This is a genomic window from Agrobacterium tumefaciens (assembly GCF_013337285.1).
Taxonomy (GTDB): Bacteria; Pseudomonadota; Alphaproteobacteria; order Rhizobiales; family Rhizobiaceae; genus Agrobacterium; species Agrobacterium burrii.
On sequence record NZ_SUPW01000002.1, the window covers coordinates 763,195 to 776,664 of the forward strand.

The window sequence follows — 13,470 nt, forward strand, 5'->3', positions numbered from 1 at the left end:
CAGATCACGATTGAGATTTCAGGCCGAATTCACCTGTAATCTGAATCGTCATCTGGGTTAAGGAACTTAGAGCGGCGTTCCAGACGAAAACCGCTTACACTTTTCGCCATCCCGCTGCGGTGTTGCGGCGAAACAAAAGCTATTCAGGGGCAAGCACGGGCGTATGGCTGAAGTCAGGGGTGAAAAGGTCAAGTTTGGCAGGCGCGATATCATTGCCCTGCACGATCTCCCTTCGGCACAGGCCGAAGATCCCATCATCGTGCATTGCCCGGCACCGCGTTCCATGGCGCGCGCCTTTATCAAGATTTTCGCGGCTCTCTTTGTGCTGGCCTTCCTCTCCATCGGCGGCATCATTGTTTCCGTCGAGACGGGATCGATCGACAAGACGCTTTCCAGCCAGGCGCAACAGGCGCTGGAGAGGGCGCTTGGGCCGCACTACAGCGCCCGGATCGGGTCGTCTGCCATACGGTTCTCCACCGGGCTGCGGCTGGCGCTGGTGGCTGAGGATGTGGATATCGTCGAGAAGGAATCCGGCCAGCATCTGAGCCGGGCGCGGGCGATCGGCATGGCGCTCGATCCGCTTGCGCTGCTGATCGGCCGCATCTCGGTGCAAAGCCTTGAAGCCGACGGTATGGAACTCGATACGGCGCTTTTGCCCAAGGGCAACGGTTTTGATCTTTCCAATATCAAGCTCGACGCCGTACCGCAGCAATTGCAGGGGGCGTTCCAGCAACTCGACAAACTCGCCCAGGCTTTCCTCAGCAGCGGGACCGAAGAAATCGATATTTCCAGCGTTTCGCTGCATCTGCCGCCCGGTGAGCTTGGAAAGCCGCGCACCATCGAGATACGCGAGCTGTCGCTGACACCCGACCAGCAAGGCGGTTATTCGCTTGATGGCGAGACGCTGTTTAACGGTGAAATCGCCAGCGTCTCGCTCAAGACATCGGGATCGGGCGGTATGATCGATGGCTTCCAGGCCCGGATCGACGGTTTTGATATCAGCCCGTTCCTTGAAAAATTCGATCCGGAAGGCAATCTGCACGAGGGGCTGAACGTCAAGACCGGTGTCAGCATCGTCGCCCGCCGCGCCGTCGAAGGGCATGAGCCGAGGCTCGACGTCGCGGTCGGCATGGGCAATGGAACGCTTTTGATCGGTGGCGAGGCGCAGCCATTTACGGCGGGCACCGTCAATGCGCGCTATGATTTTCAAAAAAGCACCCTTGTGATCGAAAATTCGCGGGTGGATCTGGGTCGAACCATCATTCCGGTCACAGGCGAAATCAGGGATACGGAAGAGGGTTTCGGTCTTTCGCTGCGGATAGACAACGGGATTGCCTCATCCGAGGCCTCTGGTGAGGAGCCGGTTTCCTTCAACGTGAAGGCGGATGGACAGTATACGGCGGCTACAAAGCAGCTTGAGGTGCCCTCGCTTTACGTCAGCGGCCCGCTGGGAGACATGGCGGGATCGCTGAAACTCCGCTTCGGAGTAGGGTCGCCCGAAATCAGCTTCGTGGGACAAATCCCGAAAATGGAGGCTACGGCCGTCAAGCAGCTCTGGCCGTTCTGGATGGCGCACAAGCCGCGTGAATGGGTGGTATCCAACCTTTATGGCGGCACGGTCACCAATGGCTCTATTGCGGTCTTCATTCCACAGGGGCGGATGTGCGGCCCCGGTTGTCCGCTGGTGCTCGGCGAAAGCGAAATGCAGATCCGCTTTGATATCGACGATACGCGGCTCAACACCACCGGCGATATTCCACCGCTGCGTGATGTCGATGCGCATTTCAATATGGTCGGCGGCGGCATGACCGTCGACATTGAGCGGGCGACATCCTATTTCCCGTCCAACCGGTCGCTTGCGCTGGAGAATAGCCGGTTCCTCATCTCCAACGTATATGACAAGCCACTGCTTGGAAATGTCGAGTTGAATGTTGCCGGTGCGGCCGACGCCGTTGCCGAGCTTGCGACGCTGAAGCCGATCAACGCGTTGAAGGATACGCAGTTCAAACCGGAAGATTTCACCGGTGACGTGAAGGCCAGTGCGAAGCTGACCGTCGGTTTGCTGTCCAGCCAGAACCCGCCTGCGCCGGTGTGGACGGCCGATCTGGACCTGAAGAACCTGTCGCTGACGAAGCCCTTTGCCGGCCACAAGGTGACGGCACTTGACGGTTTCATGGCGTTGAACGACCGGCAGCTCAAGCTTCAGGGCAAGGGCCGTGTGGACGACGTGCCGATGGATATCGAGATGACGGAGCCGGTGCGCAAGAACGGCGATGTCCCCCCGACGCTTTCACTAAAGGCGACCTTGAACGAAACGCAGGTCGCCAAGCTTGCGCCGGAACTGTCTTCGGTTCTTGGTGGTACGACGGTGCTGGAAGTCGATGGCGCGGATTCGAAACGTCAGGATATCCGGCTCGATCTGACCAAAGCGTCGATCATTCTGCCAGGGCTTGGCTGGAGCAAGGGCATCGGCATTCCGGCAAAAGCCGCCTTCACCACCGAGACGGTGGATGGCCGCACGACGATCAGTGATTTCTCCCTCGACGGGGACGGTTTCGGCGCAGCCGGCGATATTGCCTTCAGCAAGAACGGGCTGATTTCAGCCGATCTCAGCCGTGTGCAGCTGTCGCCCTCCGACAACTACGCCGTTTCTGTCGCGGCGTCCAAAAACGGCTATATCATCAACGCCTCGGGAAAATCGGCGGATGTCCGGCCGTTCCTTTCGAAACTGCGCAGTTCTTCCGGCAGCGGTGACGGCACATCGCGCTCGCAGCCCTCGCTTGCCATCAAGACGCAATTCGACAAGGTTTATGGTTTCAACGACGAAATCCTTGGCAATGTCAGTTCCGATATCAGCGTGCGCGACGGCAAGGTGCGTTCGATCGATTTTCGCGGCGTGACCGGCAACGGCCAGGCGGTGGTGGCGCAGACCACCAATCGCGGCGCGACGGGAACCGTGACGCTGACCAGCAGCGATGCCGGTTCCCTTGCCCGTTTCGCCAATATCTACAGTCGCATCCGCGGCGGCCTTCTCAATCTGGCGCTGACGACCGCCAATGGCAGCGACTGGAGCGGTTCGCTGGACCTGCGCAATTTCGCCGTGGTCAACGAGGCGAAGTTGCAGGACATCGTCACCACACCGGCGGGTGACGACGGCAGGAGCCTCAACAATGCAGTTCGCCGCAACATCGATGTCAGCTCGGAAAAGTTCCAGCGCGGTTTTGCCCGGCTCGTTTACGTCAATGGTTCGGTTGCGGTGGAAAACGGCGTGGTGCGCGGCGAGCAGATCGGCGCGACCTTCCAGGGGCTCTTGAAGGACCAGAACGGCCGCATGGACATGACCGGCACCTTCATGCCTGCTTATGGCCTGAACCGTCTGTTCGGCGAGTTGCCGTTCATCGGTATCATTCTCGGCAACGGCCGCGACCGGGGCCTGCTCGGCATCACCTTCAAGCTTTCCGGCCAGACTGACCAGCCGAAGCTGACGATCAACCCGTTGTCGCTGATCGCGCCGGGTGTTTTCCGGCAAATCTTCGAGTTCCAATAAAAAGGGCCGCTTTCGCGGCCCTCGATAACAGGTTTGGTGCGAGCTTTTACGCCGGGCGAACCAGAACATGCTTCTTTTTGCCGACCGAAAGCTTGATGACGCCGTCGCCGGTCACTTCACCGGTGCCGATCATCTGGCGCTCATCCGAAACGCCCTGGTCGTTGATCTTCACCGCGCCGCCCTGAACGTGGCGGCGGGCTTCGCCGTTCGAGCCGGCAAGGCCGGCGCGGACGATGAGCGACAGGACGCCGACGCCGGCTTCGAGTTCGGAGGCCGGAACCTCGATGGAGGGCAGGTTTTCAGCCAGCGCGCCTTCCTCGAAAGTCTTGCGCGCGGTTTCAGCAGCCTCTTCGGCTGCGGCGCGACCGTGCAGGATCGCCGTTACTTCCGTTGCGAGGATTTTCTTCGCTTCGTTGATTTCCGAGCCGCCAAGCGCTGCAATGCGGGCGATCTCATCCATCGGCAGCGTGGTGAAGAGCTTGGCGAAGCGAACCACGTCCGCATCTTCTGTGTTGCGCCAGTATTGCCAAAAATCATAGACCGGCAGCAGATCCTTGTTCAGCCACACGGCACCTGATGCCGACTTGCCCATCTTCGCACCCGAAGAGGTGGTCAGAAGCGGCGAGGTCAGCGCGTAAAGCTGCGGTGTCCCCATGCGGTGACCGAGGTCGATGCCGTTGATGATGTTGCCCCACTGGTCCGAGCCGCCCATCTGCAGCCGGCAACCGGTGCGCTGGTTCAGCTCCACGTAATCGTAGGCCTGCAGGATCATGTAGTTGAATTCGAGGAAGGACAGCGACTGTTCGCGGTCGAGACGCGTCTTCACGCTGTCGAAGGACAGCATGCGGTTGACCGAGAAATGGCGGCCGACATCGCGCAGGAATTCGAGGTAGTTCAGGCCGCGCAACCAGTCGGCATTGTTGATCATCAGCGCCGGGTTTTCCGCGCGGTCGTAATCGAGGTAGTTGGCGAAGACATGCTTGAGCGAGGTGATATTGTCCTCGATCATGTCGATCGTCATCAGCTTGCGGGCCTCTTCCTTGAAGGAGGGGTCGCCCACCATGCCGGTGCCGCCGCCCATCAGCGAGATCGGCTGGTGACCGGTCTTCTGCATCCAGTGCAGCATCATGATCTGGGTGAGGTGGCCGACATGCAAACTCGAGGCTGTCGGGTCATAGCCGATATAGGCGGTCACGGTTTCCTTGGCGAACAGTTCGTCGAGACCCGACTCGTCGGAGATCTGGTGAATGAAGCCGCGCTCGTCGAGCGTGCGGAGGAAATCGGACTTGAACCTGGACATGACCTTTTTCTTTCTGGTTTGATCTTTGCTGTCATTGAAAGCCAATGAACGCCGGGGGCTTTACCATTGTTTTTTGAAATGTGCACCCGTTTCGGCCATGAATATGAGGATTCACGTCATCATGATTCGATATTGCAAGGGAGCGGCGCGTGGGCGAGGTCAAAACGGCAATCGGGCTGATGAGCGGCACATCGATGGACGGTATCGATATCGCCCTGTTGCGCACGGACGGCGAAAGCGTGGTCCGGCACGGGCCGAGCGGTTATTTTCCCTATGATCCCGGTCTGCGCGCCATCTGGCAAAAGGCGCTGGTCACGGCCAAATCCATTCGTGAACGGCGTGAACGCCCCGGCGATCTTGGTGACGCCGAGCGCAAGCTGACGCTTGCCCATGCGGCGGCGGTCAAATCCTTTCTCCATCGTCACCGGCTTCAGCCTGGCGATATCGACGTCATCGGTTTTCACGGCCAGACGGTGCTGCATCGGCCGGACGAGGCGCTGACGGTGCAGATCGGCGACGGCGCGCTGCTGGCGGAAGAAGTTGCCATCGATGTGGTCTATGACATGCGCGCCAATGACATGGCGCATGGCGGGCAGGGCGCGCCGCTCATTCCAGCCTATCACATGGCGCTTTCCGCCAATCTGCCGGACGGGTTTGAAACGCCCGCCGTTTTCGTCAATATCGGCGGTATCTCCAACCTCACCTATATCGGCGAGGGCGGCCGGCTTGCCGCTTTCGACAGCGGCCCCGGCAATATGCTGATCGACCAGTGGATCGAGGCGCATACGGGGAAAGCCTTCGATAAGGGCGGCAGAACGGCGGCGGGCGGCAGCGTCGTTTCCTCGCTGGTGAAGCGCTACATGGAAAGCCCGTTCTTCTCGGCCAATATCCGCCGCTCGCTCGACCGCAGCGATTTTGTGCCGCCGCAGAAGGGTGAGGTGTCGCTTGCTGATGGCGCGCGCACGCTGGCGCATCTGACGGGTGCGGCGATCCTCAAATCGGCAGGCTATCTGCCGGAGGGGGCGAGGACTTATGTGGTTTGCGGGGGCGGGCGGCTCAATCCGGTCATCATGGAAGAGTTTGCGAACCTTGCTGCGAAACAGGGCGCGAAGGTCATCGCGGCGGAAGAGGCGGGTTTTGATGGCGGGGCGATGGAGGCGGAGGCCTGGGCCTATCTGGCGGTGCGCTCGCTTAAAGGTCTGCCGCTGACCTATCCCGGTACGACGGGGGTGAAGGAGCCGGTGACGGGTGGGGTTTTTGTGCGATCCCCATGAAGATCATAATATAAGACGGTGGGTGGGGCTTACCCCCCTCTGTCCTGCCGGACATCTCCCCCACAAGGAGGGAGATCGAATCGTGGCGACCTTCCGGCCATCTTTAACCTAGCAGTGTAGTCGAGGAGCAGGCCCCTTGCCGATCTCCCCACCTGTGGGGGAGATGCCCGGCAGGGCAGAGGGGGGTAAGCCCCACCCGCCATCGATAACCGTGACCTGCCTAAACTATACGCCCCAAAATCACCGAATACGCTTCGCTGCCGGTTCCGGCACCAGCTCACCATTCAGGCGACGGTCGAGATAATCCTCGCATTCGCCCATCAGCTCATCCACCTTGCCGTTGAAGAAGTGGTTGGCGCCGGGAAGGGTGCGGTGGGTGATGAGGATGCCCTTCTGGGTCTTCAGCTTTTCGACCAGACCGTTGACGTCCTTTTCAGGCGCGACCTTGTCGGCATCGCCATTGATGATGAGGCCGGAGGACGGGCAGGGAGCGAGGAAGGAGAAGTCGTAGGTGTTGGGCTGCGGCGCAATCGACATGAAGCCTTCGATTTCCGGGCGGCGCATCAAAAGCTGCATGCCGATCCAGGAGCCGAAGGAATAACCGGCGACCCAACAGCTTTTCGAATCAGGATGCAGGCTCTGCACCCAGTCGAGAGCGGAAGCGGCGTCGGAAAGCTCGCCCGCACCGTGGTCGAACTCGCCCTGGCTGCGGCCGATGGAGCGGAAATTGAACCGGAGCGTCGTGAAACCACGCTTCTGGAAAAGATAGAACAGCTGATAGACGATCTGGTTGTTCATCGTGCCGCCGAACTGCGGGTGCGGATGAAGAATGATCGCTATCGGCGCGCTCTTTTCCTTGGAGGGTTGATAACGGCCTTCGAGGCGACCCGCAGGGCCGTTAAAGATGACTTCGGGCATAGGTACTCCGGTCGTGTTTTTTCATTCTCCAACCGCATTCTTCAGATGAGAAGACTTGACGAACTGTGTCATCTTTTCTAGAACGCAGTTTAGAATAATTCGAAACTTTGCGTGTGCTTAAGCACTCGGGTCGTGTCATAAGGCAAGCGCAACTGTAATTTCAAGAAAAATGCGTTTTTGCGCATTGAAGATTGGATAAAGCCTCACCGCCATGACGGTTTTGACGCGTACATATATGGACTTTAACGCCACGGCGCCGCTTTTGCCCGCCGTGCGGGATGTTCTTGTGTCCGCGCTCGAGGTTGCCGGCAACCCGTCCTCCGTTCATCGGGAAGGGCGCGCGGCCCGCGCCGCCATCGAGACTGCCCGCCGTGAGGTTGCGGCGCTTGCGGGTGCGCAGGCTGCCCATGTCACCTTCACCAGCGGGGCGACGGAAGCTGCCAATCTGGTGCTGACACCGGAATTCAAGATGGGGCGCGCTCCTGTCCGCTATAGTCGTCTTTACGTCTCCGCCATCGAGCATCCCGCGTTTCGCGAAGGCGGACGGTTCGCCAAGGTTGACGTTACGGAAATTCCCGTTACGTCAGTGGGCGTGATTGATCTTGCGGCACTTCAAGCGCTGTTGTCTTCCCACGACACGTCCACCGGCTTGCCGATGGTCGCCTGCATGCTGGTGAATAATGAGACGGGCATTCTTCAACCCGTGGCGGAAGCGGCGCGGCTGGTGCATGCGGCTGGCGGATTGATGGTTGTTGACGCCGTACAGGCCGCTGGACGGGTTCCGCTCGATATCAATGCTCTCGATGCCGATTTTCTCGTCATCTCATCCCACAAGCTCGGTGGTCCCAAGGGCGGCGGCGCTCTCATTTCGCGCGGCGAGGTGATGATGCCGAAGCCGCTGATCCATGGCGGCGGGCAGGAAAAGGGACATCGCTCGGGTACGGAAAATACCCTGTCCGTCATCGGTTTTGGTGCCGCTGCCGCTGTTGCGGCCCGGAATGTGGAGATTGAAGCGGCGCGTCTTGGCGCTCTGCGGGCACGGCTGGAAGACGGCATGCGGATGAGTGCGCCTGACGTGATCATTCACGGCGAGGATGTTGCCCGCGTCGGCAATACCACATTTTTCACTCTGCCGGGCCTGAAGGCGGAGACGGGGCAGATCGCCTTCGATATCGAAGGTATCGCGCTGTCTGCCGGTTCGGCCTGCTCATCCGGCAAGGTGGGGGAAAGCCATGTGCTGAGCGCGATGGCGCGCGATCCGAAGCTCGGCGCGCTCCGGATTTCGCTTGGCCATGCGACTGACGAGGCGGACATAGAACGGACGCTTGCGGCGTTCACGAAAATTGCCGGGCGGCGCAAGCTTTCCGGTCAGGCCGCGTAAAATGCGGCAAAGAATTGCGGAATCGCAAATTTCCGCTTGCCGGGATGTGTGAAAAGCGCCATCCCGCACCTACATGGGTATAAGCTCCGCCCCGGCTGACGGCTCGGAACGATTTGCCCGAAGATCAATAAGGCGGCTTTCCGCCTTGATACGTTGACAAGCCACCGGACCTTGGCTCCGGCGAGATTGGAGAACGACATGGCAGCGGTTCAGGAAACGATCGATCAGGTACGCCAGATCGATGTGGACCAGTATAAATACGGCTTCGAGACAAACATCGAAGTCGACAAGGCCCCCAAGGGCCTTTCGGAAGAGGTGATCCGCTTCATCTCAGCCAAGAAGCAGGAGCCGGAATGGATGCTGGAATGGCGTCTTGAGGCTTACCAGCGCTGGCTGACGATGGAAGAGCCAACCTGGGCGCGGGTCAATTACCCAAAGATCGACTTCAACGATCTCTATTATTACGCTGCGCCGAAAAGCACGCCCGGCCCGAAGTCGCTGGACGAGGTCGATCCGGAGCTGCTGAAGGTTTACGAGAAGCTCGGCATTCCGCTGAAGGAACAGGAAATCCTCGCCGGCGTCGAACAGCGCAAGGTTGCGGTGGATGCCGTGTTCGATAGCGTGTCCGTCGTCACCACCTTCAAGGCGGAACTGGCGAAAGCCGGCGTGATCTTCATGTCGATTTCCGAAGCGATCCGCGAATATCCTGACCTGGTGAAGAAATATATCGGTTCTGTTGTTCCGCCGACGGATAATTTTTACGCGACGCTGAATACGGCTGTCTTCACCGACGGTTCCTTCGTGTTCGTGCCGAAGGGTGTTCGCTGCCCGATGGAGCTTTCCACCTATTTCCGCATCAATGAGAAGAACACCGGCCAGTTCGAGCGCACGCTGATCATCGCCGAAGAGGGGGCTTACGTCTCCTATCTGGAAGGCTGCACCGCACCGCAGCGCGACGAGAACCAGCTTCACGCCGCCGTGGTCGAACTCGTGGCGCTTGACGATGCCGAAATCAAATATTCGACCGTCCAGAACTGGTATCCCGGCGACAAGGACGGCAAGGGCGGCATCTACAACTTCGTGACCAAGCGCGGCGATTGCCGTGGCGACCGCTCGAAGATTTCGTGGACGCAGGTGGAAACCGGCTCGGCGATTACCTGGAAATACCCGTCCTGCATTCTGCGCGGTGACGACAGCCGTGGCGAATTCTATTCGATCGCGGTTTCCAACGGCCATCAGCAGATCGACAGTGGCACCAAGATGATCCATCTCGGCAAGAACACGTCGAGCCGCATCATTGCCAAGGGCATTGCTGCCGGTTTTTCGGAAAACGTTTATCGCGGTCAGGTCTCGGCTCACCGCAAGGCGACCAACACGCGCAACTTCACGCAGTGCGACAGTCTGCTGATCGGCGACAAGTGCGGCGCGCATACCGTGCCTTATATCGAGGCGAAGAATTCCTCGGCGCATTTCGAGCACGAGGCGACGACGTCGAAGATTTCCGAAGACCAGCTGTTCTACTGCCTGCAGCGCGGCATCCCGGAGGAAGCGGCGATCGCGCTGATCGTCAACGGCTTCGTGAAGGAAGTCATTCAGGAACTGCCGATGGAATTTGCCGTGGAAGCGCAGAAGCTGATTGGCATTTCGCTGGAAGGTTCGGTCGGCTGATCTCCGTCCAAATACGCAATTGAGTGCGCGATATTCGCGCACCTTCGCCCACACAATTCTTAGGATAAATCCATGCTTGAAATCATCGACCTGCACGCAAAGATCGCCGATACCGAAACCGAGATTATCAAGGGCCTGAACCTGAAGGTTGCCGCTGGTGAAGTTGCCGCCATCATGGGGCCGAACGGTTCCGGCAAGTCGACGCTGTCCTACATCCTGTCGGGCCGCGAAGACTACGAAGTCACCTCCGGTGACATTCTTTACAACGGCGAAAGCATTCTGGAACTGGATGCTGCCGAGCGTGCGGCCAAGGGTATTTTCCTAGCCTTCCAGTATCCGGTCGAAATTCCGGGCGTCGCCACCATGCAGTTCCTGAAGGTTGCGATGAACGAGCAGCGCAAGGCGCGCGGCGAGTCCGAGCTGACGACGCCGGATTTCATCCGCCGCGTCAAGGAAGCCGCTGGCGATCTGAAGATCGACATGGACATGCTGAAGCGTCCGCTGAATGTCGGCTTCTCCGGTGGTGAGAAGAAGCGCGCCGAAATCCTGCAGATGGCGCTTCTGGAGCCGAAGCTCTGCGTTCTCGACGAAACCGATAGCGGCCTCGACATCGACGCGCTGAAAATCGTGGCTGACGGCGTCAACGCGCTGAAGTCGCCGGATCGCGCCGTCGTGGTCATCACCCACTATCAGCGTCTGCTGGATTACATCGTACCGGACAGCGTCCACGTCCTCTACAAGGGCAAGATCATCCGTTCGGGCGACAAGGCTCTGGCGCTTGAACTGGAAAACAATGGCTACGCCGACATCATCGGTGAAGCGGCCTGATTGAAGGCCAGGAGGTGATGTCCATGAACATTCAAGCTACCAACCGGCTGACGCCAGCGGAAACCGCGCTGGTCGACGCCTATACCGCCAAGTTCAGCGAGCTGCCCGGTGACGGTGCTGTTGTCGCTGCCCGCGACGTGCTGTTCGACGATCTGAAGACCGGTGGTCTTCCGACACGCCGCATCGAGGCGTGGCACTATACCGATCTGAAAAGCCTGCTGCGTGCCGTTCCGGAAGACCGGCCCGCGCCGGTTATAGAGAAGCATGCGCCGACGGTTGCCGGCTCTCTGGTTGCCTATATGCAGCATGGCACGGCCGATATCGGCAAGATCGAAGACGTCAGCATTTCGCGCTTTGCCGACAGGCTGCTCGACGGTTCCGCCGCCGCAGGCCTTGCGGAAGCCAGCAAGGACGACGTGATTGGCCGCATCAACGGCAGCTTCGTGCGTGATGGTCTGGTGCTCGACATTCCGGCCGATGCCGATATCGAAAAGCCGATCGAATTGCAGGCCGTCCATGGCGCGGGTCAGATTCACAGCCGCTTCCCGGTCCGCTTCGGCAAGGGTTCCAAGGCAACCGTCATTGAGCGTCACCTTTCGGTGACTTCGGATGCTGCTTTCGTTTCCTCCGTTACCGACATTGTCATCGAAGACGGCGCGGAAGCGACGTGGATCATCCTGCAAAGCCAAGGTGCGGCCGATATCCATCTCGGCCAGCTGCGCATGAAAATCGGCGCGGATGCCAAGGTTCGCATTTTCATCATCAATGCCGGCGGGAAGCTGGTGCGGCAGGAGCTACGCATCGACGTGGAAGGCGAGGGCACTGACCTCATCGTTCGCGGCGTCAACCTGTTGGGCGGCGAAACGCATACGGACGTGACGATGGTTCTTGGCCACAACGTGCCGAACACGACCTCGACGGAAGTGTTCCGCAACGTGGTGTTCGATCGCGCCAAGGGCATTTTCCAGGGCATGATCCGGGTTGCGCCCGATGCCCAGAAGACTGATGCGAAGATGGCCTGCAACACGCTGCTGATGTCCGATGACGGGGAGTTCTCGGCAAAGCCTGAGCTTGAAATCTTCGCTGACGACGTTCAGTGCGGTCACGGCGCGACGGTTGCCGATATCGACGACAACCATCTCTATTACCTGATGGCGCGCGGCGTGCCGCGGGCCAAGGCGCGGGCAATGCTCGTCAACGCCTTCGTCGCCGAGATCGTCGAGGAACTGGAAGAAGAAAATCTGGTAGAGGCGCTGGAGGCCATCATCTCCGGCTGGCTGGAACATCATGCCTGAGAGCGAACGCGCCGCATTGGCGGCCCCTTATGACGTCGATACCGTGCGCAAGGATTTTCCGATCCTGTCGCGCGAGGTCTATGGCAAGCCGCTGGTCTATCTCGACAACGGCGCGTCCGCTCAAAAACCGCGGGTGGTGATCGATGCCGTTTCGCATGCTTATGCGAACGAATATGCCAATGTGCATCGCGGCCTGCATTTCCTCTCCAATGCCGCAACCGACGCCTATGAGGCGGCGCGCGAAAAGGTGCGCCGTTTCCTCAACGCCGGTTCGGTGGACGAGATCGTCTTCACCAAATCCTCCACCGAGGCGATCAATACGGTGGCCTACGGTTACGGCATGCCCAAGATCGGCGAGGGCGACGAGATCGTCATCTCGATTATGGAGCACCACTCCAACATCGTGCCATGGCATTTCATCCGCGAGCGGCAGGGCGCCAAGCTGGTCTGGGTGCCTGTTGATGATGACGGCGCGTTTCACATCGAGGCTTTCGAAAAGAGCCTGACGGAGCGCACCAAACTCGTCGCCATCACCCATATGTCGAATGCGCTCGGCACCATCGTTCCGGTCAAGGAAATCTGCCGCATCGCCCATGAGCGTGGCATTCCGGTGCTGGTCGACGGTAGCCAGGGTGCGGTTCACATGCCGGTGGATGTGCGCGATATCGATTGCGACTGGTATGTCATGACCGGCCACAAGCTTTACGGTCCCTCGGGCATCGGCGTGCTTTACGGCAAGGCGGACCGGTTGCGCGAGATGCGGCCGTTCCAGGGCGGCGGCGAGATGATCCTCGACGTCTCCGAAGACAATGTGACCTATAACGAACCGCCGCACCGTTTCGAAGCGGGCACGCCGCCCATCGTGCAGGCGATCGGGCTTGGTTACGCGCTTGACTATATGGACAATCTCGGCCGTGCCGCGATTGCGGCACATGAGGCCGATCTTGCGGCTTACGCGACTGAGCGGCTGCGCGAGATCAATTCGCTGCGCATCATCGGCAATGCGCCTGACAAGGGCGGCATCTTCTCCTTTGAGCTTGCGGGCATCCATGCCCATGACGTCTCGATGGTGATCGACCGGCGCGGCGTTGCCGTGCGTGCCGGCACCCATTGCGCCATGCCGCTCTTGAAACGGTTCGGTGTCACCTCCACATGCCGGGCATCGTTCGGCCTTTACAATACCCGCGCCGAAGTAGATCGTCTTGTTGAGGCGCTGGACTATGCGCGCAAATTTTTCGCCTGATATCGGCATAGATGAG

General features: G+C 59.6%; 9 protein-coding genes. 7 read left to right on the forward strand and 2 right to left on the reverse strand.

Going from position 1 to position 13,470, the window contains the following annotated elements; translation table 11 throughout:
* The first annotated feature begins 163 nt into the window (after window positions 1-163).
* Window positions 164-3,547 (forward strand): DUF3971 domain-containing protein, encoded by a 3,384-nt coding sequence (locus tag FCH38_RS09565; RefSeq protein ID WP_174373586.1) that lies wholly within the window; start codon window positions 164-166, stop codon window positions 3,545-3,547.
* 46 nt (window positions 3,548-3,593) lie between these two features.
* Here the strand turns inward: FCH38_RS09565 and tyrS are convergent, their stop codons facing one another.
* Window positions 3,594-4,847, reverse strand: coding sequence for a tyrosine--tRNA ligase (tyrS, locus tag FCH38_RS09570; RefSeq protein WP_153514044.1), 1,254 nt, complete (start codon window positions 4,845-4,847; stop codon window positions 3,594-3,596).
* Between the two features lie 149 nt (window positions 4,848-4,996).
* On the opposite strand from tyrS, the gene FCH38_RS09575 reads away from it, so the two are divergent.
* Window positions 4,997-6,121: an anhydro-N-acetylmuramic acid kinase gene (locus tag FCH38_RS09575; protein ID WP_174373587.1), complete on the forward strand. Its 1,125-nt coding sequence runs from the start codon at window positions 4,997-4,999 to the stop codon at window positions 6,119-6,121.
* Between the two features lie 240 nt (window positions 6,122-6,361).
* Here the strand turns inward: FCH38_RS09575 and FCH38_RS09580 are convergent, their stop codons facing one another.
* Window positions 6,362-7,039, reverse strand: coding sequence for an alpha/beta hydrolase (locus FCH38_RS09580; RefSeq protein ID WP_149897345.1), 678 nt, complete (start codon window positions 7,037-7,039; stop codon window positions 6,362-6,364).
* Between the two features lie 211 nt (window positions 7,040-7,250).
* Between FCH38_RS09580 and FCH38_RS09585 the strand changes: the two genes are divergently transcribed.
* The 5 genes from FCH38_RS09585 to FCH38_RS09605 all read left to right on the forward strand — a co-directional run bounded on the left by FCH38_RS09585 (window position 7,251) and on the right by FCH38_RS09605 (window position 13,454).
* Entirely contained in the window at window positions 7,251-8,420 is a 1,170-nt protein-coding gene (locus FCH38_RS09585; protein ID WP_174373588.1) for a cysteine desulfurase family protein, read from the forward strand.
* Window positions 8,421-8,618: 198 nt separating this feature from the next.
* Window positions 8,619-10,088 (forward strand): Fe-S cluster assembly protein SufB, encoded by a 1,470-nt coding sequence (sufB, locus tag FCH38_RS09590; protein ID WP_149897347.1) that lies wholly within the window; start codon window positions 8,619-8,621, stop codon window positions 10,086-10,088.
* Between the two features lie 72 nt (window positions 10,089-10,160).
* On the forward strand, window positions 10,161-10,916 hold the full coding sequence (gene sufC / locus FCH38_RS09595; RefSeq protein WP_149897348.1) for a Fe-S cluster assembly ATPase SufC: 756 nt from the start codon (window positions 10,161-10,163) through the stop codon (window positions 10,914-10,916).
* A 23-nt stretch (window positions 10,917-10,939) separates the two neighbouring features.
* Entirely contained in the window at window positions 10,940-12,211 is a 1,272-nt protein-coding gene (gene sufD / locus FCH38_RS09600; RefSeq protein WP_174373589.1) for a Fe-S cluster assembly protein SufD, read from the forward strand.
* Entirely contained in the window at window positions 12,204-13,454 is a 1,251-nt protein-coding gene (locus FCH38_RS09605) for a cysteine desulfurase (RefSeq protein ID WP_174373590.1), read from the forward strand. The genes sufD and FCH38_RS09605 overlap by 8 nt, the downstream gene beginning before the upstream one ends.
* The last annotated feature ends 16 nt before the right edge of the window (window positions 13,455-13,470 follow it).

Bases quoted from the DNA above. Each gene is read 5' to 3' on its own strand.
- tyrS (WP_153514044.1), bottom strand. From the start codon at position 4,847: ATGTCCAGGTTCAAGTCCGATTTCCTCCGCACGCTCGACGAGCGCGGC.
- sufC (WP_149897348.1), top strand. From the start codon at position 10,161: ATGCTTGAAATCATCGACCTGCACGCAAAGATCGCCGATACCGAAACC.
- FCH38_RS09565 (WP_174373586.1), top strand. From the start codon at position 164: ATGGCTGAAGTCAGGGGTGAAAAGGTCAAGTTTGGCAGGCGCGATATC.
- FCH38_RS09585 (WP_174373588.1), top strand. From the start codon at position 7,251: ATGACGGTTTTGACGCGTACATATATGGACTTTAACGCCACGGCGCCG.
- FCH38_RS09580 (WP_149897345.1), bottom strand. From the start codon at position 7,039: ATGCCCGAAGTCATCTTTAACGGCCCTGCGGGTCGCCTCGAAGGCCGT.
- FCH38_RS09605 (WP_174373590.1), top strand. From the start codon at position 12,204: ATGCCTGAGAGCGAACGCGCCGCATTGGCGGCCCCTTATGACGTCGAT.
- sufB (WP_149897347.1), top strand. From the start codon at position 8,619: ATGGCAGCGGTTCAGGAAACGATCGATCAGGTACGCCAGATCGATGTG.
- sufD (WP_174373589.1), top strand. From the start codon at position 10,940: ATGAACATTCAAGCTACCAACCGGCTGACGCCAGCGGAAACCGCGCTG.